This is a genomic window from Microbispora sp. NPDC046973 (genome assembly GCF_040644495.1).
GTDB lineage: Bacteria > Actinomycetota > Actinomycetes > Streptosporangiales > Streptosporangiaceae > Microbispora.
Map to the genome: position 1 here is coordinate 35,886 of NZ_JBEYWQ010000003.1, position 20,916 is coordinate 56,801.

Below are 20,916 nucleotides of genomic sequence, written 5' to 3' on the forward strand. Positions count from 1 at the left end.
CCGTTTTGACCAGGCGGCATCGGGTCGGTAGTCTGCTAGTTCGTTGTGTGTGGATCGGTCTGTCCGCAGACCGGTGCACGGCGCGTCCGGCGTCTTCTCCCGTACATGTGGAGACGGAGGTTGTCGCCGTGCCTGCGCAACCTACCGAGAGTTCACATTCCGACAGAAGGCACTGCCGTGCGCACGTTCTCACCGAAGCCCAACGACGTCGAACGTCAGTGGTACGTCATCGACGCGACCGACGTCGTACTCGGCCGGCTGGCCAGCCAGGTGGCGACCCTGCTCCGCGGGAAGCACAAGCCGATCTTCGCTCCGCATGTCGACACGGGTGACTTCGTCATCGTCATCAACGCCGACAAGATCGCCCTGAGCGGCAACAAGCTCGAGCAGAAGAAGGCGTACCGCCACTCGGGCTACCCCGGCGGTCTGCGCTCCGTCTCCTACGGCGAGCTCATGGAGAAGCGTCCGGACCGGGCCGTCGAGAAGGCCGTCCGTGGCATGCTTCCCAAGAACGCCCTGGGCCGGAAGATGGCCAAGAAGCTGAAGGTCTACGCCGGCGACGAGCACCCGCACCAGGCCCAGCAGCCGGTGCCCTTCCAGATCACCCAGATCGCCCAGTAATCGCGAGCCAGGAAAGTTAAGAGGAGAACCGTGGCCGAGCCCACCGGTATCGAGACGCTCGTCGAGGGCGAGCCGGAAGACTACACCGCGGAGGAGTTCCCCTCCGAGTACACCACCGAGTCGGCCCCCGCCGGCGAGGGCGCCGTGCGCAAGCCCGTCACCACGGGCAACTCGTACGGCACCGGCCGCCGCAAGGAGGCCATCGCCCGTGTCCGCATCGTGCCGGGCACCGGCAAGTGGACGATCAACGGCCGCTCGCTGGACAGCTACTTCCCGAACAAGGTCCACCAGCAGCTGATCAACGAGCCGTTCGTCGTGCTCGGCGCCGAGGACGCGTTCGACGTCATCGCCCGCATCGACGGCGGTGGCGTGACCGGCCAGGCCGGCGCGCTGCGCATGGGCCTGTCCCGCGCGCTCGCCGCTCTGGACGCCGAGGTCAACCGCCCGCCGCTGAAGAAGGCCGGCTTCCTCACCCGTGACGCCCGCGCCACGGAGCGGAAGAAGTACGGCCTCAAGAAGGCCCGCAAGGCTCCGCAGTACAGCAAGCGTTAATGTCGCGGGAGCCCGTAGGCGCCCCCTCGCGGGGGCGCCTCTTCGGCACCGACGGGGTACGTGGGGTCGCCGGGCGCGACCTCACCGCGGAGCTGGCCATGGACCTGTCCGTGGCCGCCGCGCACGTGCTCGGCGACGCCGGGGCATTCCACGCCAGTGTCGGGCGGCGCGGCCGCCCGATCGCCGTCGTAGGCCGGGACCCGCGGGCTTCAGGAGAGTTCCTGGAGGCCGCCGTGGTCGCCGGCCTCGCGTCGTCCGGCGTGGACGTCCTGCGACTCGGCGTGCTGCCCACCCCGGCGGTCGCGTACCTGACCAACGCGCTGGGAGCCGACCTCGGTGTCATGCTCTCCGCGTCGCACAACCCCGCGCCGGACAACGGCATCAAGTTCTTCACCCGCGGCGGCTACAAGCTGCCCGACGCGGTGGAGAACGAGATCGAGCAACGGCTCGGGGAGAAGTGGGACCGTCCGATCGGCGCGTCCGTCGGCCGGGTCCGTGAGGCGTACGGCGAGGCCGACCGGTACGTCTCTCACCTGCTGACCACCCTGCCCCACCGGCTCGACGGGCTGCGGGTCGTCGTCGACTGCGCGCACGGCGCGGCGCACATGGTGGCTCCGGAGGCGCTGTTGCGCGCCGGCGCGGCCGTGGAGACGATCGGCGCCGCCCCGGACGGGCTGAACATCAACGACGGTGTGGGCTCGACCCATCTGGCCCCTCTGCGGAAGGCCGTCGTCGAGAGCGGCGCCGACCTGGGCATCGCCTACGACGGCGACGCCGACCGCTGCCTCGCCGTCACCGGCGCGGGCGAGGAGGTCGACGGCGACCAGATCATGGCGATCCTGGCCCTGTCGATGCAGGCCGACGGCCGCCTCGCCAAGGACACGGTCGTCGCGACGGTGATGTCCAACCTGGGGTTCAAACTCGCCCTGCGGGAGGCCGGCCTGTCCGTGGTGGAGACCGCGGTCGGCGACCGGTACGTCCTGGAGGCGATGCAGGACGGCGGCTACACGCTCGGCGGCGAGCAGTCCGGTCACGTGATCATGCTGGATCACGCCACGACCGGGGACGGCCTGCTCACCTCGCTCCACCTGATGGCCGAGGTGGCCCGGCAGGGCCGCTCCCTCGCCGACCTCGCGTCGGTGATGACGAAGCTGCCGCAGGTGCTCGTCAACGTCAGGGACGTGGCGAAGGCGAAGGCGTCCGACCCCGAACTGCGGGCGGCCGTGACCGAGGCGGAGGCCGAGCTCGGGGAGACCGGCCGCGTGCTGATCCGCCCGAGCGGCACCGAGCCCATGATCCGGGTCATGGTCGAGGCCGAGTCGCACGACCAGGCCAAGGCCGTGGCGGACCGCCTCGCGGACGTCGTCCGCACGGTCTGCGTCTGACGTCCCACGCGTCACCACTCCTGAGAACCCCGCCGGGTGCGTGCCCGGCGGGGTTCCGTATTGGAAGCCCTTCTCAATTGCGTAATGTGCGCGTAACACTGATTCATGTCTTATTTGACCGGTGTTCGGTCGGGGGCGTTAAGGGGCCGTGACAAGGAGTCGGACGCGCTGCGCGCGCTCGTGGACCGGGCCCGGGCCGGTGCCGGCGGATGCCTGCTCCTCCTCGGCGGACCGGGTGCGGGCAAGACCGCCCTGCTCGACCTCGCCGCCGCGCACGCGGCCACCGGCACCCCGGACGAGCAGGGGCTCCTCGTGCTCCGCACCCAGGGTGTCAGAGGCGAGACCCACCTGCCGTACGCCGGGCTGCACGCCCTGCTCCGGCCGCTGGCCGACCGGCTGGACGCGGCCGATGCGGCGCTGCCCACAGGCTCGCCGCTGCTCGCCGAGGCGCTGCGGACCGGGGCCGTCGCCGACGGCCTGGCGCTGCCCGCCGCGCTGCTGCGGCTCCTGCAGACCGCCGGGCGCCCGGTGCTGGTGTGCGCCGACGACCTCCAATGGCTCGACGCCCCGAGCCGGGAGGCGATCTGTTTCGTGGCCCGCCGAACCCTCGCGGCCCCCGTCGCCGTGCTGCTCGCCTCCGCGGAGCCCGGCACGGCCCCCGGCGACCTGCCGCCGCTGCCGCTCGCCCCGCTCGACGAGCGGGCGTCCCTGCAGGTGCTCGACGACCTCGTCGCCGAAGGTCTTCCGGGCGACCTGCGCGCGGCGCTGGTGCGGGCGGCCCGGGGCAACCCGCTCGCGCTGGCCGAACTCGCCGGCGCGCTGACCGACGCGCACCGCAAGGGCTCGGCGCCGCCGCCCGAGACCCCGCCGCGCGGCGGGCGGCTGTGGCGGGCGTACGCCGACCGGCTCCGCGATCTGCCCGCCGACACCGCCGACCTCGTCCTGCTGGTCGCGGCCGACCCCGGCGTCGACGCGGTCACGCTGGTGCGCGCGGCGGAGTCGAGGTCCGGGCTGGCGGCCCTGGAGGCGGCGGAGACCGCGGGCGTCGTCGTCGAGTCGCCGGACGGCGGCTTCGACCTCGCCGACCCGATCCTGCGGCACGTGGCGTACGCCGAGGCGTCCCTCGCCCGGCGGCGGGCCGCCCACCGCCTGCTGGCGAGCCTTCTCGACGGTGGTTCCGGCGGGGAGCACCAGCGGCTGCGGCGGGCCTGGCACCGCGCCGCCGCCCTCGACGGTCCCCCCGACAGGCTCGCCGAGGACCTCGTACGCGCGCTCGCCGCGGCGCCGAAGGCGGCGACGGCCTTCCCCGAGCCGTTCCGCGTCCTCGAACGGGCGGCCGAGCTCACCGGGCACGGCGAGGCCAAGGCCGCCCGGCTGGCCGCCGCCGCCCGGCACGCCTGGCAGGCGGGACAGCCGCAGCGGGCGCGGTCGCTGCTGTCCCGGATCGACGCGCTCGCGGTCGGCGCCGAGGTGCGCGGCCGGGCCGAACTCGTCAGGGGCAGCCTGGAGCTGCACGCGGGCAAGACCGACGGCGCCTGCGACACGCTGCTCGCCGCGGCGGAGCGGCTGCTGCGCACCGACCGGGAGCAGGCCGTACGCGCGCTGGTCAGGGCGGGCGAGGCGAGCTATCTGGCGGGGGACAACCGCCGGTTCCTCGCGATCGCGCGGCGGGCCGAGACCCTGCGGCGGCCCGGCGACGACCACGTCACACGCCTGGCGCTGGAGTATCTCGCGGGCATGGCCGCGACGTTCCGGGGCCGGCACCGCGAGGCGACCGCCTCGCTGCGCCGCGTCGCCGAGGTGACGCCCTCGATCGGCAGCCCTTCGGCGCTCGTCTGGGGCGGCGTCGCGAACCTCCTGCTCGGCAACGGCGCCGACGCGCTCACGCTGGCGTCCCGGGCGGTCGAGGTGGCGCGTGCCCACGGCGCGGTCGCCAGCATGCCGCAGACGCTGGAGATCCTGATCCAGGCCCAGCTGTGGAGCGGCCGTTACGACGCGGTCGCGGCCAACGCCATGGACGGCCTGCGCCTGGCGCAGGAGACGGGCCGGGCCACCAGCGGCGCGCAGCACCTCGCCTGGCTCGCGTTCACCGCCGCCGTCGCGGGCGACGAGGAGACCTGCGCCCTGCGGGCGGCGCGGGCCGTCGAGCTGGCCGCCGCCCACGGCGTCAGCGTGGCCGAGGCGCTCGGCACGCTGGCCCTGGCCCATCTGGACGTCGCGGCCAACCGCCACGCCGACGCCGTGCACCGCCTGCGCACCGTGGCCCGCACCGGCGACCCCCTCGTCGTGCGGGTGATGGCGACACCGCTGCTCGTCGAGAGCGCCGTACGCACCGGCGACATCGGGCAGGCGCGGGACGCGCTGGTCATGCTGGACCGCTGGGCCGACAGCACCCGCGACCCCGACCGGCTGGCGCTGGCGGCACGGTGTCACGCGCTGCTCGCGCCCCCGGCCGAGGCCGCGGAGCGCTTCTCGCAGGCGCTGGAACTGCACCGGCAGGGGGCGTGCGCGTTCGAGACCGCGCGCACGCGGCTGCTGTACGGCGGCATGCTCCGGCGGTCGCGCCGTCCCGGCGCCGCGCGCGAGCACCTGCACGGCGCTCTGGAGACGTTCGAGCGGTACGGTGCCCGCCTGTGGAGCGAGCACGCCCGCGCGGAGTTGCGCGCGGCCGGGGAGTCGGTGCGGCCCTCGGGTTCCCGCTCCGAGGCGGGCCGGCTGCTCACGGCGCAGCAGTTCCAGATCGCCGCCCTCGTGGCGGAGGGCGCGACGAACCGCGAGGTGGCGGCCCGGCTGTTCATCAGCCCGCGCACCGTGGAGCACCACCTGAGGAACATCTTCGCCAGACTCGGCGTGCGCTCCCGGGTCGAACTGGCCCGCCTCCTGTCGTGAGGCCGGTGAGTCGCAGGGACCGGTGATTTCACCGATGCGTGCCGGGGGTCGGCGGCGCGACAGTGACGGCGGTCAAACCGTTCGCGGGACCCGGCCCGCGTGGCCGGTCCCACTCCTACCCCCAGGGAGTGCACCGACGTGCCGACACACCCCCCGACCCCACTGCTGCGACGCATGTCCTCCGCCGTCACGACGCTGGCCCTCGTCGTGCTGCTCGCGCTGGCCGGCGGTCTCACCGCTCCCGCCGCCCACGCCGCCGTACACGGCCCCGACCCCACCGACGCGTCGCTCGAGGCGTCGCGCGGGCCGTACGCGACCGCACAGATCGACGTGTCGGCGCTGTCGGTGAGCGGCTTCGGCGGCGGGACCATCTACTATCCGGCCACCACGTCCGAGGGGACGTTCGGCGGCGTGGCCGTCGCCCCCGGTTACACGGCCGACAAGTCGAGCCTCGCGTGGCTGGCCGCCCGGCTCGCCTCGCACGGCTTCGTGGTGTTCAACATCGACACGCTGACGCGGCTCGACCAGCCCGACAGCCGGGGCCGGCAGTTGCTCGCCGCACTCGACTACCTGACCCAGCGCAGCTCGGTCCGCGGCCGGGTGGACGCGACCAGGCTCGGAGTCATGGGCCACTCGATGGGCGGCGGCGGCACGCTCGAGGCCGTCGACGACCGGCCGTCCCTGCGGGCCGCGGTCCCGCTCACGCCATGGAACCTCGACAAGACCTGGTCGGGCGTGCAGACCCCCACGCTGATCATCGGAGCGGACAACGACACGATCGCGCCGGTCGCCTCGCACGCGGTGCCGTTCTACGCCAGCCTGCCCTCGTCGCTCGACAAGGCGTACCTGGAGCTGAACAACGCCACCCACTTCGCGCCGAACACGACCAACACCACCATCGGCAAGTACGCCGTGGCCTGGATGAAGCGGTTCGTGGACGACGACACCCGCTACGACAGGTTCCTGTGCCCCGGCCCGAGCAGCGGCCTGACCGTCGAGGAGTACCGCAGCACCTGCCCGTTCTGACATCTCAGCGGCGTACGGGCGGCCCCACCGATCGCGGCGGCCGTCCGTACGTCGCGTCGTTATCCAGCGACGGGGTCAGGTCAGGGGAGGACGGCTGCGGGGCCGTGCACGCCGTGGCGCAGACGGGCGGCGTCCTGGCTGGGGGGCGCGCCGAACTGGCGGCGGTATTCCCGGCTGAACTGTGACGGGTTGTCGTAGCCGACGCGGTGGCCGACTCGGGTGACGTCGCCCGGATGGGTGGCGAGCAGCAGCCGGGCCTCCTGCAGCCGGATCCGCTTCTGGAACTGGATGGGGCTCATCGCGGTCACCGCCTGGAAGTTGCGGTAGAAGGCGGAGACGCTCATGCCGGACAGCCGTGCCAGGTCCTCGACCCGGAAGGGCTGCGCGTAGTGCTCGCGGATCCAGCGCACGGCCCGGGAGATGTGGCTGAGGCCGCTGTCGGCGAGGCCGAGCTGACGGACCGTCGCGCCCTGCTCGCCGGTGATCACATGCCACAGGATCTCGCGCTTGACCAGCGGGGCCAGCACGGCCCGGTCGCGCGGCTCGTCGAGCAGGCGCAGTAGCCGGACCACCGCGTCCAGCAGCGGAGCCGGAGCGTCGCTGACGACGATGCCCGGCGCCGCGCCGCCGCTGGTGGGGGGAGCGTCTCCGGGCCCGGCCTGCAACAGCAACTCGGCGACGGCGGACGGTTCGAGGATGAGACCGAAACCCAGCGCCGGCCGCTCGGGGTCCGCCTGGGTGAACTGCCCGGTGACCGGCAGGTCGACCGACGCCACCAGGTATTGCCCGGCGCCGTACTCGAAGATCCGATCGCCCAGCGCGAGGCGTTTGGCGCCCTGGGCGATGACCGCAAGCACCGTGCCCGACATCGAGGGCGCGGGCGGGTCCGACCGGTCGACCTTCGAGATGAGGACGCCGTCGATGGCGGTGGTCGCGTCGGGCCGGGCATGCCGGGCCAGCAGGGCGCGGAGCTCTTCGAGGCACATGCGGCCATTGCAACACGAATCCGTGCTCGGGCTCCCGTACGCGAGAGGATTGTGCAAGCGCCGGAGAGCATCGGTCTAACGTTTCCGCAGGTCACCTCGGTTGAATGGAATCACGTCATTCCACCACCGAAGGAGAAGGCCTCCATGACCGTCAGCTACGGCTTCGCCGCCACCCTGACCGCCAGGCCCGGAATGGGCGAGCAGCTGGTCGACGTGCTGCTGACCGCCCTGGACGAAGGCAACCCCGGCGCAAGCGAGCACTGCGTCGTCTACCTGGTCTCCCGTTCCGCGTCCGACCCTGACGTCGTCCACGTCATCGAGGGCTGGACCAGCGAGGAGGACCACCACCGGATCTTCGCCGGCGAGGCCGCCCAGGCCATCGTGGCACGGATCGGCGGCCTGGTGGCCAAGGAGTCCGAGTACGCCGACCACGTCCCGGTGTGCGGCAAGGCCGCCTTCTGACCCCGTCGATCATTCAGCGGCCCGCCCCTCCCCCTGCGAAAGGCAGTGACCATGACCACGGCACGACCCGGCCTGGACCCCGAGCTGCGTGAGCTGCTGGCCGACATGCCCCTCATGTCCCAGCTCACCCCGGAAGTACTCACGCAACTGCGCCGGCTCCCGTCGGCGCCCGTCGACTCCCTTCTCGCATACCGGCAGGTCGACCGGCGCGAGGTCACCGTGCCCGCCGCGGACGGCGCCCCGATCCCCCTGTCGATCTTCACCCCCGCGAACGACGCCCACGCCACCGCTGCGCCCTGCGTCTACTGGATGCACGGCGGCGGAATGGTCATGGGCGACCGCTTCTCGCAGATCGACATCCCGCTGGAGTGGCTCGACCGGTTCGGCGCGGTCGTGGTCTCCGTGGAGTATCGGCTCGCACCGGAGGCTACCGGCACCGCCCTGGTCGACGACTGCTACCAGGGCCTGCTCTGGATCGCCGAGCACTCCGCCGAACTCGGCATCGACCCCGCCCGGATCGTCGTCGCGGGCGCCAGCGCGGGAGGCGGCCTCGCCGCCGGCGTCGCCCTGCTGGCCCGTGACCGCGGCACCCCGCCGATCGCCGCGCAGATGCTGATCTGCCCCATGCTCGACCACCGCAACACCAGCACGTCGAGCCGCCAGTTCTCCGGCGAGCCCGGCGTCTGGACCCGCGAGATGAACGAGTTCGGATGGCGCTCCGTGCTCGGCGACCTCACCGGCGGCGAGGTGCCCGCGTACGTCTCGCCCGCGCTTGCCGACGACCTGTCGGGCCTGCCGGCCACCTACGTCGACACCGGCTCCGCCGAGGTCTTCCGCGACGAGGACGCCGACTACGCCACCCGCATCTGGGCGGCCGGCGGGCAGGCGGAGCTACACGTCTGGGCGGGCGGCTTCCACGGATTCGACGCCCTGTATCCGCAGGCGCGGATCTCGGCCACGGCCCGCCGGACGCGCACCGACTGGCTCGCCCGAGTCCTGTCCCCGGGCTCCGCCGCCGAGCTCACCCGCTGACACCTACGACCACACCGCAGGAGGAGAACAATGAAGGTCGCCATCGTCACGGGCGCCAGCTCCGGAATCGGGCAGAGCGCCGCCATCGAGATCGCCAAGCGCGGAGCCGGAGTCATCCTGACCTACGGCAACAACCCGGGAGGAGGACTGGAGACGGTCGCCGCCATCGAGAAGGAGGGCGGCAGGGCCGTCGCACTGCCGCTGGACGTCGGCGAGACCGGCGCCTTCGCGGCCTTCCGAGACACGGTGGCGGACGTGCTGCGCGACACCTGGCAGCGCGACACCTTCGACTACCTGGTGAACAACGCCGGCGCCTCCGAGGCGTCGTTGATCGAGGACACGACCGAGGAGACGTTCGACAGGCTCATGCGGGTCTTGCTGAAGGGACCGTACTTCCTCACGCAGACGCTGCTGCCTCTGATGGCGGACGGCGGGGCCATCGTCAACACGAGCAGCAACTCGACGACGGCCGGCCTGGAGCCCGGCTACTCGGTCTACGCCTCGATGAAGGGCGGCCTGAACGTGCTGACCCGGTACATGGCCAAGGAGTTCAGCACGCGAGGCATCCGCGTCAACGCCGTCTCACCGGGTCCGACCCGCACCCGGCTCGGCGACGACGCCTTCACCCGGTTCCCCGAGGTCGTCCCGGCCCTCGCCGCGAGGACCGCGCTCGGCCGGGTCGGCGAACCCGGCGACGTCGGCGCGGTGATCGCCACACTGGTCTCCGACGAGAGCCGTTGGGTCACCGCCCAGAACGTCGAGGTGTCGGGCGGCTTCAACCTCTAGCTAGTCGTCGCCGGTCAGGGACAGGGAGCGCAGGCGCTGGCCGGTCCAGACGAGGGCGCCGATCGTGACGATGACCATCGCCGGTACGGCGAAGCCGAGCGTCACCTCGGTGGAGAAGAAGGGCGAGGAGGAGACCTGGTCGGCGAGCGACTGGGCCCACTGCTGGATGGAGAACTTCCGCGCGCCGGGCACGTAGCCGCCGACCACGCCCTCCCACACGAGGGCGTAGATGACGCCGACCGCGACCGCATGACGGGTGAGCACGCCCAGCAGCAGGAACACCGCGGCGTACGCGACGCCGCCGAACAGCGCCCCGAGGGTGAAACCGGTCGCGACGCCCGACTCCGAGCCGGCCAGGAGGTAGGCGGCGATGTAGGTCGAGACGGCCGCGAGCACCGCGACGAGGGAGGCCGCGACCACGAACTTCGTCACGGCGATCACCGGGCGCGAGATCGGCTTGGCCAGCAGGTGGATGATCGTGCCGTCCTCGATCTCCGGCGCGATCACGCCCGTCCCGGCGATCAGCCCGAGCAGCGGCAGCATCGTGCCGATCGCGAAGCTCTTCATCAGGATGACGGCCGTGTGCTCGTCCTGGCCGTTGATCAGCCTGAGCAGTGCGGCGAGCGCGACCAGCGCCACCGGCAGCAGAACCAGCAGCCAGATCCGCTTGCGCCCGAGCATGGCCCGGTAGGTGATGTCCGCCACCACCGTGTTCATCGCGTGCTCCCGGAGATGAGGTAGGAGAAGACGCTTTCCAGGTCCTCGTCGGTGGGGGAGACCTGCCACAGGTGTACGGCGAGGTCGCGCGCCATCCGCGGCAGCAGCGCGGTGAAGCGCGCGTAGTCGGTCACCTGGACCTCGACGCCCTGCTCGGTCAGCGAGACCGCGGAGGAGGAGGGGTCACCGATGAGCGCGGCGGCCAGCCGCCGGTCGTCGCTCGACCTGACCCGGAACATGTGCGGCCGGTCGGCCATGCGGCGCCGGATCTCGCGGTAGTCGCCCGACGCGGCGTGCCGTCCCGCGACGAGGACCTCGATGTGGTGGGCCACCCGCTCGACCTCTTCGAGGATGTGCGAGCTGAACAGGATCGTCCGGCCCTCCTCGCCCATGCGGCGCACGAGGTCCATGAGGTGGAGCCGCTGCCGGGGGTCCATGCCGTTGAACGGCTCGTCCAGCAGCAGCACCTGGGGGTCGTGGACGAGGGCGGCGGCGACCTTGACGCGCTGCCGCATGCCCTTGGAGTACGTCTCGATGCGGCGGCCGGAGGCGTCCGTCATCTCCACCAGGTCGAGGGCCCGCCGGGCCGCGTCGGCGGGCGAGGGCAGGCCGTGCAGCCGGGCCGACGACAGCACGAACTGCCATCCGGTGAGGAAGCCGTACACGGCCTCCTTCTCGGGGACCAGGCCGATCTGCCGGTAGATCTCGTGGGTGTGCCAGATGCGGCGGCCGTCGAGGGTCGCCGTGCCGCTGGACGGCGCGAGGAACCCGGCCATCATGTGCAGCAGCGTCGACTTGCCCGCGCCGTTCGGCCCGAGCAGGCCGGTGACGCCGGGGCCGATCGTCATCGTGACGTCGTTGACCGCCACGACGTTGCCGTACCAGCGGGACACCTGGGCGAGTTCGAGCACGCCCTGGCGGGTGGTCACGGGAGAGCTTGTGGTGGTCACGACGCCGCCTTCCGGTAGCGCAGGAGAACGCCCGTCACGGCCAGGGCGACCACGGCCAGCAGGATCAGGCAGGATGCGATGCCGGGCGGAGCCGACTCCGTGTTGACGGGCGTGGTGCCGAACAGGGCCGACTGGACGTAGTCGACGAGGAAGAACGGGTTGAGGAGCAGGGCCCACCCGGCGAGGGAGTCGCGTCCCGACGAGATCAGCACGCCCGCGAAGATGCCGGAGACGGCGGCGGTGAACATGTAGAACGCGATCACCGACGCGACGCCGAGACCGCGGCGCGGGGTGAACGACGCCAGGGCGATGCCCACCGAGGACAGCAGCACCGCGTGGAGGACCGCGCCGCCCAGCGCGCCGAGATAGGCGGAGGTGTGCGGCGGGCCGGGCAGGTCCACCAGCAGTTCGCCGACGTACTGGATCGTGAGCGGCACGGCCAGCAGGCCGAACAGCGCGACCGCGAGCGCGGCGAGCTTCGCCAGGACGTAGTCGGTCACGGTCAACGGGCGGGACAGGTACAGCGGCAGCACGCGGAAGCGCAGGTCCGGCGCGACCAGGTACGGCGACTGGGCGGCCAGGAAGACCGCGATCACCGGCTGCATGAAGACCGCGTAGTTCGGATAGGGCATGATGAACTGCTTGGCGAGCGCCATCACGCCGATCGACACGATCGTCGGCATCAGCATGATCGCGGCCAGCAGCAGCGGCATGATCTTGGCGCGGACCGTGCGGCCGAGCCCGAACACGCCGCGCAGGCTCTGCACGCCGAGGGCGAGCGTCGCCCGGCCGCGGCCCAGCCGTACGCCGTCGTAGTGGCGGTATCCGATGTCGTGGATGACCGCGGTCGCCTCTGGGGTCATGCCACCGGCTCCTTGGCTGTGGACTCCTTGAACACGTCCTCGATGCGGCCCCGGCGCTGCTCCAGCCGCAGCAGGCTGAGGCCGAGGTCGCAGACGGCGTCGCGCACGGCGTCGTAGGTGCGGCCGGGGTCGTCCGCGGACACCTGGACCGTCAGCAGCCTGCCCTGCGTCGCGACCGTCTCGCCGCCGGCGCTCAGCCGCTCGGCCAGCCGCTGCTGCCCCTCCTCGACCTCCACCGCGAGGGTCTGCTCGGCCCGGGTGAACTCCCGGATCGCCGAGGAGCGCAGCAGCCGCCCGCCGTCGATGACGATGACGTGGTCGCACACCCGCTCAAGCTCGCCGAGCAGGTGGGAGGTGACCAGCACGCTGATGCCGAACTCGGTGCCCACGCGCCGGATCAGCGCGAGCATGTCGTCGCGGCCCTGCGGGTCGAGCCCGTTGGTGGGCTCGTCGAGGAAGACCAGTTTCGGGTCGTGGACGAGGGCCTGGGCGAGCTTGACCCGCTGCCGCATGCCGGTGGAGTAGCCGCCCATCGGGCGGTAGCGCTCCTCGTCCAGCCCGACGTGGCGCAGGGTGTCGGCGGCCCGCTCGCGGGCGGCCGTACGCGGCAGCCCGGACATCTGGGCCATGTGCACCACGAACTCGGTCGCGGACATGTCCGGGGGCAGGCAGTCGTGCTCGGGCATGTAGCCGACGGCGCGCCGGATCTCCAGGCCCTGGGTGGCCGTGTCGAAGCCGAGCACCGAGGCGCGCCCGGAGGTCGGGGGGAGCAGGCCGAGCAGGATCTTGATCAGCGTCGACTTGCCCGCGCCGTTGGCGCCCACCAGGCCGGTCACGCCGGTTCCGGCGGCGACCGTGAGGTCGTCGAGCGCCGTGACGCGGGGGAAGCGCTTGGTCAGCCCCTCGGTCGCGAAGCATGGGGTCGCGCTCGCTGTCATGATCCGACCCTACTGGGCGGGGCCTTCGCCGGGCCTCCGTCTGATGGAGGAACCCGCCTACGTCTCAGGTATGCCTTGTCACGTTTGTCGCCGACCGCCGCCGTACCGGGACCACAGCGAGCGCTGGAGGAACAGCGTCAGCGTGCCGGCGACGACCATCCCGGCGATGTTGACGAGAAGCTGCAGCGCGGACCCGCCGACCTCGTCCCAGCGCCACAGCGCCAGGGCCACGGCCATGTAGCCGGCCGCGGGGACGGTGGTGACGGAGATGAAGACGCCCACCAGCGCGGAGGACTTGCCCGCCGTGATCGACAGCACCCCGGCCGCGCCGGCGAGCAGCGCCACGATGAACGACCACCGGTCGGGCGTCACGATGAAGCGCACCTCGTCGTGGTGGCGCAGGCTGTCGGGGGAGATCCAGCCGAGGCCGCGCGAGACGAGGGCGCAGGCCAGGGTGACGGCGATCGCGGCTGCGAAGCCCACGGCGAGCGTGCGGGCCGCGCTGCCGACGAGCGGCCACCGGCGGCGGAGCAGGCCGAACGAGATGGCCGCCACCGCGCCGAACTCCGGCCCGAGGACCATCGCGCCGACGATCAGGATCTGCGAGGGGATGAGCACGCCGATCGCGGCGATCTGCGTGGCGATCGCGAGGAACGCCAGGAACGCCCACGTGATGCGGCTGTCGAGGGCCATCCGCTGCTCGAAGTGATCCCACACGACCGCGTCGTCGCCCTCGCCGGGCGCCCGCTCCTCCGCCTCGGCGGCGCCACGGGAGATCGAGAGCTCGATGTCCTCCACCGTGATCGAGCCGTCCCGCTCCAGGCCGAGCGCCTTGAGCTGGTCGATGACCGTGTTGGCGGCCTCCCTGGCGACGTCGGCGAGCACGACGTCGCCCTCCGGTTTTCTGGCCGCCTTGGCCAGGAGCACGACGTTCGTGACCCCCGGCGTACGGTCGAGCACCTCGACGACCTGGTCGGTCCGCTGGAACGGGGCGATGACCCGCAGATGCAGCACGGCTGCATCCTAGGAGTGTCGGACACGACTCAGGTTCTGCGCAGCCGCACCCGTCTGACGGAGTGGTCGGAGCCCTTGTGCAGGATCAGGCCGGCCCGGCGGCGGGTGGGGGCGATGTTCTCCACCAGGTTGCGTTCGTTGATCTCCCGCCACACGTTCTCGGCGAACGCGGTCGCCTCCTCCTGCGACAGGGCCGCGATGTGGCGGAAGTAGGACTTCGGGTCGGAGAAGGCCGTGCGGCGCAGCTTGTGGAAGCGCTCCACGTACCAGGTGCGGATGTCCTCCATCCGGGCGTCCACGTAGATGGAGAAGTCGAAGTAGTCGTAGACCGCCAGGGCGTCCGGCGGCGCGGGCTGCAGGACGTTGAGCCCCTCGACGATGAGGATGTCCGGCCGGTCCACCGTCTGCGTCGCGCCGGGCACGATGTCGTACTCCAGGTGGCTGTAGACCGGCGCCTCCACCGCGGGACGGCCCGCCTTGACGTCGGCCACGAAGCTCACCAGCGCCCGCCGGTCGTAGCTCTCCGGGAAGCCCTTGCGGTGCATGATCCCGCGCTCTTCGAGCACCTTGTTGGGGTACAGGAAGCTGTCGGTGGTGATCAGGTCGACCCGGGGGTGCTCGGGCCAGCGGGCGAGCAGCGTGTGCAGCAGTCGCGCCGTGGTCGACTTGCCGACCGCGACGCTGCCCGCGATGCCCAGCACGTACGGCGGGGGCGCGTCCTGCTCGCCGAGGAACGCGCCGACGGCCGCGCCGCGCTGCCGCGAACCGGTGAAGTGCAGGTTCAGCAGCCGGGTGAGCGGCAGGTAGATGTCGGTGACCTCGGACAGGTCGATCGGATCGTGGACGCCGCGCAGTTCCTCCAGCTCCGCCTCGGTGAGCGTGAGCGGTGTGTTCTTGCGCAGGTCACGCCACTGCTCCCGGCTCAGCTCGACGTACGCGTCCCCATCTGCCACGACGGCAAGCGTAGCCATGGCCCTTCCGCGCCCCCATCCGGGGTCGTGCACAGCCTGTGGACAAAAATCGATGGATTACTTCGGTGCGCGACGGGGAAGAACGTTTGTTCCGCGCCGTACGCTGACGGTGTGATCGTGGGCATCGGCGTCGACGTGGTCGAGGTGGCGCGTCTGGGCGCGGCCCTGGAGCGCACGCCCGCGCTGCGCAGCCGCCTGTTCACCGATGCCGAGGGCGCGCTGCCGCTGGAGTCGCTGGCGGTGCGGTTCGCCGCGAAGGAGGCCGTGGCCAAGGCCCTCGGGGCTCCGCCGGGCCTGCGGCACCTGGACGCGGAGGTCGTGCGCGGCGGACACGGCCGGCCCGAGCTGAGGATCATGGGCCGGGCGGCCGAGGTGGCCCGCGACCTCGGCGTACGCAGATGGCACGTCTCCCTGTCGCACGACGGCGGCATGGCGGTCGCCTACGTCGTCGCCGAGTCCTGACCGGATAGGGCGCGTTCGACATTGGATAGCGCGCGTTCGACGCCGCTCGCGGGAAAGAGCGCCGTTTGTGCCGCTGCGGCATTTCCCCCGCCGATGCCCGGCGTACGGTGATCGCCATCGCCGACGCGGCAGGCTACCGTCGGACGCATGCGGACCGCCTACACCTCCGACCAGATCCGCTCCGCCGAGCTCGCGCTGATGGCGAGGCTTCCCGAGGGGACGCTGATGGACAGGGCCGCCGCCGGGCTCGCCGCGGTCTGCGCGCACCTGCTCGCCGGCTCCTGCGGCCGGGTGTACGGCTCCCGCGTGGCGCTGCTGATCGGCAGCGGCGACAACGGCGGGGACGCCCTGTACGCCGGGGCCCGGCTGGCCCGCAGGGGAGCGCGGGTGGAGGCGGTCCTCGCCGGCTCGCGCACCCACGAGGGCGGCCTGTCCGCGTTGCGGAAGGCGGGCGGCCGGGCACATCCGTACGACGCCCGGCGGGCGCGCGAGCTGCTGGCCGACGCCGGCCTCGTCGTGGACGGCCTCGTCGGCATCGGGGGCAGCGGGGCGCTGCGGGAGCCGTACGGCACGCTCGCGGAGCTGACCGCCGAGGCGGGCGGCCTGGTCGTCGCGGTCGACGTGCCGAGCGGGGTGGACGCGAGCAGCGGACGGGTCGAGGGACCGGCGGTCCGCGCGCATCTGACGGTGACGTTCGGCGCGTACAAGGCCGGTCTGCTGGTCGATCCGGGCGCCGCCCACGCGGGCGCGGTCGAGCTGGTGGACATCGGCCTGGGGCCCTTCCTGCCGGACCCCGAGGTGGCCGCGCTGACCGCCGACGACGTGGCGGACCTGTTGCCCCGCCCGGGCGCGGAGAGCGACAAATACCGGCGGGGCGTCGTCGGGATCGCCGCGGGCAGCGACAGGTACACCGGGGCCGCTGTGCTCTCCGTCGGCGGCGCGGTGCGCGCCGGCGCGGGGATGGTCCGCTTCGCGAGCTCGGCCGAGCCGGTGCGGCTGGTCAGGGCCCGCTGGCCGGAGGCCGTCACGACCGTGCTCGACCCGTCGCTGGTCCTGAAGAGCTCGCTGGACGAGGTCGGGCGGGTGCAGGCCTGGGTGCTCGGTCCCGGACTCGGGACGGGCCCGGAGGCGCACGCGGTGGCCCGCGCGGTGCTGTCCACCGGGGTGCCCGTGCTGGTGGACGCCGACGGGCTGACGTTGGTGGCCAAGGACCGCACGCTGCTGCGCCGGGCCGCCCCCACCGTGCTCACGCCGCACGCGGGGGAGCTGTCGCGGCTGCTCGGCGTGCCGCGCGAGCGCATCGAGGCCCGGCGGCTCGAACACGTACGCAGGGCCGCCGCCGAGCTGGGGGCGACGGTGCTGCTCAAGGGCTCGACCACGCTGGTGGCGGAGGAGCACAGGCCGGTGCGGGTCAACCCCACGGGGACGCCCTGGCTGGCGACGGGCGGCACGGGCGACGTCCTGTCGGGCATCGCGGGCGCCCTGCTCGCCGCCGGGCTGACGGGCTACGACGCGGCCTCGTGCGCGGCGTACGTCCACGGGCTGGCGGCGCGGACGGCCGCCGGAGGCGGCGTCACGGGACGCGGGCAGGCGCCGATCGCCGCCCTCGACGTCGCCCAGGCGCTGCCCGAGGCCCTGCGCACGCTCTGACGTGCGGTGTCAGGGTGGGCGCATCCACCCGGGTCCACCTGACACACTGGAAAAATGAGCTTCTCAACCGTGCGCCCCGCCACCCCCGCCGAGGCACGCGTGGACCTGTCCGCCATCAGGCACAACGTGCGGCTGCTCGCAGAGTCGGCCGCCGGCGCCGACATGATGGCCGTCGTCAAGGCCGACGCGTACGGCCACGGCGCGGCGCCGGTGGCGAAGGCGTGCCTGGAGGCGGGCGCGAGCCGGCTCGGCACGGCCTTCGTCCGCGAGGCGCTGGCACTGCGCGAGGCGGGGGTCACCGCGCCGGTCATGTCCTGGCTGATCACTCCCGGAGAGCCGCTCGACGCCGCGCTGCTCGCGGACGTCGAGCTGTCGGCCGGCGCGACGTGGGTCGTGGACGACATCGTCGAGGCCGCCCGGCGCACCGGGCGCACCGCCCGCGTGCACCTGAAGGCCGACACCGGCAACTCCCGCGGCGGCGCGGCGATGGCGGACTGGCCGTCGCTGGTCGAGCACGCGCTCGCCGCGCGCGCGAGCGGGGCCATCGAGATCGCCGGGCTGTGGTCGCACTTCGCCTGCGCCGACATCCCGGGCCACCCCTCCATCGAGAGCCAGCTCACGACGTTCGAGGAGGCGCTCGCCGTCGCCGACAAGGCGGGCGTGCCGAGCGACGCGATCCGTCACTTCGCCAACTCGGCCGCGACCGTCACGCTGCCGCGGGCGAGGTACGACATGGTCCGCACGGGCATCGCGGTCTACGGCCTGAGCCCGATCCCCGAGCTGGGCGACTTCGGGCTGCGCCCCGCCATGACGCTGACGGCCAGGCTCGCGCAGGTCAAGCGGGCGGCCCCGGGCTCGGGCGTGTCGTACGGGCACCTGTACGTCACGGAACGTGAGACCACGCTTGGCCTCGTCCCTCTCGGGTATGCGGACGGCATCCTGCGAAACGGGACCAACCGGGCGGAGGTGCTGGCAGCGGGCCGGCGGCGGCGGATCGCCGGGCGAGTGTGCATGGACCAGTTCGTCATCGACCTCGGTGACGATCCGGCGGAATCGGGGGACGAGGTGATCCTTTTCGGCCCCGGAGACAATGGCGAGCCCACTTGTCAGGAATGGGCGGATTCCCTGGGCACGATTACCCATGAGATCGTGACCAGGATCGGATCCCGCGTGCCTCGCGTCCATACGGACGGACGCTGAGCCGCGGCTGCGAGGAGGGCAGGGCATGAGCACACGTCGCAAGGTCGGGATCGCCGGAGCGGTCTTCGGCGCGGCGTCGGCGGGAGTGGCGGCGGCCACGCTCGCCAAGAGGTACGCCGTCGGCCGCATCCGCCTGCGGCCTGACCTGGAGGCGAGTGAGCCCTTCGGCGAGCTGCACGGACGTTCGCTGACGCTCACGACCTCGGACGGCGTGGAGATCCATGCCGAGATCGACGGGGTGGAGGACGCGCCGCTGACCGTGGTGCTGTGCCACGGCTACTGCCTGTCCTCGGACTCCTGGCACTACCAGCGGCGCGACCTGCGGGACTCCTACCGGCTGGTGCTGTGGGACCAGCGCTGCCACGGCCAGTCCGCCCGCGCGCTGGCCAGCGACTGCACGATCGAGCGCCTCGGCGAGGACCTCGCGCTGGTGCTCGAGGAGCTCGTCCCGGGGCCGTGCGTGGTGGTGGGCCACTCCATGGGCGGTATGACGATCATGGCTCTGGCGGAGCGGCGGCCCGAGCTGTTCGGCGACAAGATCCGCGGCGTGTCGCTGGTCGCGACCTCGGCGGGCAAGCTCGCCGAGATCACGCTGGGCCTGCCCGCCCTGGTCTCCAAGCTCGTCAACCTCGCGGTGCCGTCGGCAGTGTCGATCATGCGCAGGAGCGGTGCGCTGGTCGACCGGGGCCGCGAGGCCGGCACCGACCTGTCCTTCCTGGCGCTGCGCCATCTCGGGTTCGGCGATTCCAAGAACGTCAGCCCGACCGTCGTGGACTTCGTCGAGTCGATGATCAGGGCGACACCCTCCGAGGTGATCGCCGACTTCTACCCGGCGCTGATGACGCACGACAAGCTCACCGCGCTCGACGTGCTCAACAAGGTGCCCACGGCGATCATCGTGGGGGAGCGCGACTGGCTGACGCCGCTCGACCACAGCAAGGCGATCGCGGCGGCCGTGCCGACCGCGCAGCTCACCATCGTGCCGGAGACCTCGCACCTCGTGCAGCTCGAACGGCCCGACGCCGTGAACGAGGCGCTGCGCGAGCTGCTGAAGCGGGCCGAGAGGGGCAACACGTGACCACGGCCGAGTTCCCGGCCACGACCGCCGAGGAGACCCGGGCGCTGGGAGCGCGGCTGGCCGCGCTGCTCGCTCCCGGAGACCTGGTCGTGCTGAGCGGGCCGCTGGGCGCGGGGAAGACGACGCTCGTGCAGGGCATCGCGGAGGGCCTGAAGGTGCGGGGGCCGATCACGTCCCCGACGTTCGTGATCGCCCGGGTCCACCCGTCGCTGTCGGGCGGGCCCGCGCTCGTGCACGCGGACGCCTACCGGCTGGGCGGCACGCTCGAGGTGGACGATCTCGACCTCGACGCCTCGCTGGAGGAGTCCGTGACCGTGGTCGAGTGGGGCGAGGGTCTGGTCGAGGGCCTGTCCGAAGACCGCCTGGAGATCCACGTCGAGCGGGGCGCCGAGGATGAGGAGCGCCGCGTGCGGGTGACGGGCGTGGGCCCGCGCTGGTCGGGGCTCTCCCTCGCCTGAGCACCCTCCGCCCGGAGCCGCCCGGAGCCCCATAAAGGTCCGCAATCTGGACTCTGGCGTGCGACAAGGACCTGCGGGGACAAGCCGGACATCGTCCGTACGCGATCCAGACCGGTCCGCCGCACAGTCCTTGACGCCTGTCCGCGTTCCTGTGGATCATCGAGGCGAAGGAAGATCCTCGGCAATGCGTCGGTAAGGATTTTCTGGGTAAGGGACCGGCGTGGAAGAGGTGTGCCGTTGAGCAGGATCACGCAGGTCGCCGTCGGGGGAGCTTTATTGTTCGGCGCGCTGGGCTGCACCGCGTCGGCCGAGACGGTCTCCGCCGACCCCACGATGACGCTTACCCCGGCCCTGCCGACGCCGCTCGTCTCGATCTCGCGGCAGGACGTGCGGGTGGAGGTCGATCCGAAGCGGATCGTCGGCGGGTCGACCAAGAGCATCCACATCACCGCCAGGTGCCCGCTGCCCCAGGGCGGCACGGAGTATCGGGCGACCGCCCGGTCCGACGCCTTCACCGGCCTCGTCACGCTGGTGGCCCCGGCGCCGCCGTCGGCCACCCCGGCCGCGACCGTGCCGATGGTGCGCGGCAGCGCGACCATCAGGGCCGGGGCCAAGGCGGGCGGCTACCGCGTGCAGGTGCGCTGCGAGGCCACCAACGACATCGGCAGCACGTCGTTCAGGATCGTCGCGCCGGAGCCGGACCACACCGAGGACCACACGAGGATTCCCACCCGGGCGCCGCACGCGGGCGGCGGCGGCACGGCGGCCGGGGGCCCCGAAGACGACTCCGGCCTGCCGACGGGCGTGACCGTCGTCGTGCTGCTGGCCGCGCTCGGCGTCGGCATCGGCGTGGCCCGCAGGCGCTCCGGAGCCTGA

At 72.5% G+C, this 20,916-nt stretch carries 21 protein-coding genes; 14 read left to right on the forward strand and 7 right to left on the reverse strand.

The annotated features are described in order from the left end of the window. Positions 1 to 177 precede the first annotated feature (177 nt). The 5 genes from rplM (at position 178) to ABZ860_RS07400 (ending at position 6,473) form a co-directional block, all read left to right on the forward strand. Positions 178 to 621: a 50S ribosomal protein L13 gene (gene rplM / locus ABZ860_RS07380; RefSeq protein ID WP_357216383.1), complete on the forward strand. Its 444-nt coding sequence runs from the start codon at positions 178 to 180 to the stop codon at positions 619 to 621. Between the two features lie 30 nt (positions 622 to 651). Beyond that, positions 652 to 1,173 (forward strand): 30S ribosomal protein S9, encoded by a 522-nt coding sequence (gene rpsI, locus ABZ860_RS07385; RefSeq protein ID WP_357216386.1) that lies wholly within the window; start codon positions 652 to 654, stop codon positions 1,171 to 1,173. Further along, positions 1,173 to 2,558: a phosphoglucosamine mutase gene (gene glmM / locus ABZ860_RS07390; protein WP_357216389.1), complete on the forward strand. Its 1,386-nt coding sequence runs from the start codon at positions 1,173 to 1,175 to the stop codon at positions 2,556 to 2,558. The genes rpsI and glmM overlap by 1 nt, the downstream gene beginning before the upstream one ends. A 105-nt stretch (positions 2,559 to 2,663) precedes the next feature. Next, complete coding sequence (locus ABZ860_RS07395) at positions 2,664 to 5,447, forward strand: AAA family ATPase (RefSeq protein WP_357216391.1); 2,784 nt, start codon at positions 2,664 to 2,666, stop codon at positions 5,445 to 5,447. Between the two features lie 174 nt (positions 5,448 to 5,621). Beyond that, positions 5,622 to 6,473 (forward strand): alpha/beta hydrolase, encoded by an 852-nt coding sequence (locus ABZ860_RS07400; RefSeq protein WP_357217594.1) that lies wholly within the window; start codon positions 5,622 to 5,624, stop codon positions 6,471 to 6,473. 80 nt (positions 6,474 to 6,553) lie between these two features. Here ABZ860_RS07400 and ABZ860_RS07405 read toward each other — a convergent pair whose 3' ends face one another. Further along, positions 6,554 to 7,459 (reverse strand): AraC family transcriptional regulator, encoded by a 906-nt coding sequence (locus ABZ860_RS07405; RefSeq protein ID WP_357216394.1) that lies wholly within the window; start codon positions 7,457 to 7,459, stop codon positions 6,554 to 6,556. A gap of 144 nt (positions 7,460 to 7,603) precedes the next feature. Between ABZ860_RS07405 and ABZ860_RS07410 the strand changes: the two genes are divergently transcribed. The 3 genes from ABZ860_RS07410 to ABZ860_RS07420 are packed head-to-tail and all read left to right on the forward strand — an operon-like array spanning position 7,604 to position 9,739. After that, positions 7,604 to 7,921, forward strand: coding sequence for an antibiotic biosynthesis monooxygenase (locus ABZ860_RS07410; protein WP_357216395.1), 318 nt, complete (start codon positions 7,604 to 7,606; stop codon positions 7,919 to 7,921). Between the two features lie 51 nt (positions 7,922 to 7,972). Beyond that, positions 7,973 to 8,953, forward strand: coding sequence for an alpha/beta hydrolase (locus ABZ860_RS07415; RefSeq protein WP_357216398.1), 981 nt, complete (start codon positions 7,973 to 7,975; stop codon positions 8,951 to 8,953). A gap of 30 nt (positions 8,954 to 8,983) precedes the next feature. Next, on the forward strand, positions 8,984 to 9,739 hold the full coding sequence (locus ABZ860_RS07420; RefSeq protein WP_357216399.1) for an SDR family oxidoreductase: 756 nt from the start codon (positions 8,984 to 8,986) through the stop codon (positions 9,737 to 9,739). Here ABZ860_RS07420 and ABZ860_RS07425 read toward each other — a convergent pair whose 3' ends face one another. The 6 genes from ABZ860_RS07425 to coaA form a co-directional block, all read right to left on the reverse strand. Then, a complete protein-coding gene (locus tag ABZ860_RS07425; protein ID WP_357216401.1) occupies positions 9,740 to 10,456 on the reverse strand; it encodes an ABC transporter permease subunit in 717 nt (238 codons plus the stop codon). It lies immediately after the preceding gene. Beyond that, entirely contained in the window at positions 10,453 to 11,406 is a 954-nt protein-coding gene (locus ABZ860_RS07430; protein ID WP_239108581.1) for an ABC transporter ATP-binding protein, read from the reverse strand. Before ABZ860_RS07430 ends, ABZ860_RS07425 begins: the two co-directional genes overlap by 4 nt. Then, positions 11,403 to 12,269, reverse strand: coding sequence for an ABC transporter permease (locus ABZ860_RS07435; RefSeq protein ID WP_357216405.1), 867 nt, complete (start codon positions 12,267 to 12,269; stop codon positions 11,403 to 11,405). The genes ABZ860_RS07430 and ABZ860_RS07435 overlap by 4 nt, the downstream gene beginning before the upstream one ends. After that, positions 12,266 to 13,207: an ABC transporter ATP-binding protein gene (locus ABZ860_RS07440; protein ID WP_357216408.1), complete on the reverse strand. Its 942-nt coding sequence runs from the start codon at positions 13,205 to 13,207 to the stop codon at positions 12,266 to 12,268. Before ABZ860_RS07440 ends, ABZ860_RS07435 begins: the two co-directional genes overlap by 4 nt. A 78-nt stretch (positions 13,208 to 13,285) precedes the next feature. Continuing rightward, the gene (locus tag ABZ860_RS07445) at positions 13,286 to 14,221 is read right to left on the reverse strand and encodes a DUF389 domain-containing protein (protein WP_357216411.1); all 936 of its coding nucleotides are present in this window, start codon (positions 14,219 to 14,221) and stop codon (positions 13,286 to 13,288) included. Between the two features lie 29 nt (positions 14,222 to 14,250). Next, complete coding sequence (coaA, locus tag ABZ860_RS07450; protein ID WP_357216414.1) at positions 14,251 to 15,192, reverse strand: type I pantothenate kinase; 942 nt, start codon at positions 15,190 to 15,192, stop codon at positions 14,251 to 14,253. Positions 15,193 to 15,303: 111 nt separating this feature from the next. On the opposite strand from coaA, the gene ABZ860_RS07455 reads away from it, so the two are divergent. The 6 genes from ABZ860_RS07455 (at position 15,304) to ABZ860_RS07480 (ending at position 20,916) form a co-directional block, all read left to right on the forward strand. Further along, positions 15,304 to 15,654 (forward strand): holo-ACP synthase, encoded by a 351-nt coding sequence (locus ABZ860_RS07455; RefSeq protein ID WP_357216417.1) that lies wholly within the window; start codon positions 15,304 to 15,306, stop codon positions 15,652 to 15,654. Positions 15,655 to 15,801: 147 nt separating this feature from the next. Continuing rightward, complete coding sequence (locus ABZ860_RS07460) at positions 15,802 to 17,304, forward strand: NAD(P)H-hydrate dehydratase (RefSeq protein ID WP_357216420.1); 1,503 nt, start codon at positions 15,802 to 15,804, stop codon at positions 17,302 to 17,304. 54 nt (positions 17,305 to 17,358) lie between these two features. Further along, the gene (alr, locus tag ABZ860_RS07465) at positions 17,359 to 18,504 is read left to right on the forward strand and encodes an alanine racemase (protein WP_357216422.1); all 1,146 of its coding nucleotides are present in this window, start codon (positions 17,359 to 17,361) and stop codon (positions 18,502 to 18,504) included. Positions 18,505 to 18,529: 25 nt separating this feature from the next. Further along, positions 18,530 to 19,582, forward strand: coding sequence for an alpha/beta hydrolase (locus ABZ860_RS07470; protein ID WP_357216424.1), 1,053 nt, complete (start codon positions 18,530 to 18,532; stop codon positions 19,580 to 19,582). Further along, positions 19,579 to 20,040, forward strand: a complete 462-nt coding sequence (gene tsaE / locus ABZ860_RS07475) for a tRNA (adenosine(37)-N6)-threonylcarbamoyltransferase complex ATPase subunit type 1 TsaE (RefSeq protein WP_357216427.1) — start codon at positions 19,579 to 19,581, stop codon at positions 20,038 to 20,040. Before ABZ860_RS07470 ends, tsaE begins: the two co-directional genes overlap by 4 nt. A 237-nt stretch (positions 20,041 to 20,277) precedes the next feature. Further along, entirely contained in the window at positions 20,278 to 20,916 is a 639-nt protein-coding gene (locus ABZ860_RS07480) for a hypothetical protein (RefSeq protein ID WP_357216430.1), read from the forward strand.